Consider the following 505-nt stretch of genomic DNA (forward strand, 5'->3'; position numbering starts at 1 on the left):
CGTCGGCGGCAAGCGCCTTGTTGGCAGCAATCATCTCGCGGAACGACGCGTCGTGCTCCGCCAGATCCGCCTTCACCCCGGCAGCTTCTATGCCGGCTGCCGGATTGGACGCCAGCATGGATGCCAGCACGTCCGCGCGCATTGCGTCATGCATCATGTCGGCCTGCATGTGGTTGCGCAGGATCTGTGCCGACCGGGCAACGTCGGCGTTGTTTTCGGAGAGGGTCGAGGCGGACCAGATGCCGACGCCAGTCGCGCCGCCCGCCAACCCGAAAATCGCGATGCTCGCAATGATGATCTTATGCTGGATCGACGCCATGATAGGGCTCTCTCGTTAATTTAGAAGGTGAGAGTACCAGAACATGCTTAATGATTTCTCAGCAGCGTGTCGCTTAGCGGCGCGAAAACAATAGGTTGCAGCGCAAATTTCACTTTCGATGAGAAGTTGAGCTCTTTGTGGGTCGAGCGGATGCCCGATGCCGATAGAATGACGGACCTCCGCGAG

1 pseudogene is annotated in these 505 nt (G+C 58.8%); it reads right to left on the reverse strand.

Annotation, left to right across the window (positions count from 1 at the left end):
* A pseudogene (locus tag AF337_RS39265) lies at positions 1-319 on the reverse strand (methyl-accepting chemotaxis protein); the annotation flags it as partial.
* Between the last annotated feature and the right edge of the window lie 186 nt (positions 320-505).

The organism is Rhizobium ecuadorense (assembly GCF_001187535.1).
Lineage (GTDB): Bacteria > Pseudomonadota > Alphaproteobacteria > Rhizobiales > Rhizobiaceae > Rhizobium > Rhizobium ecuadorense.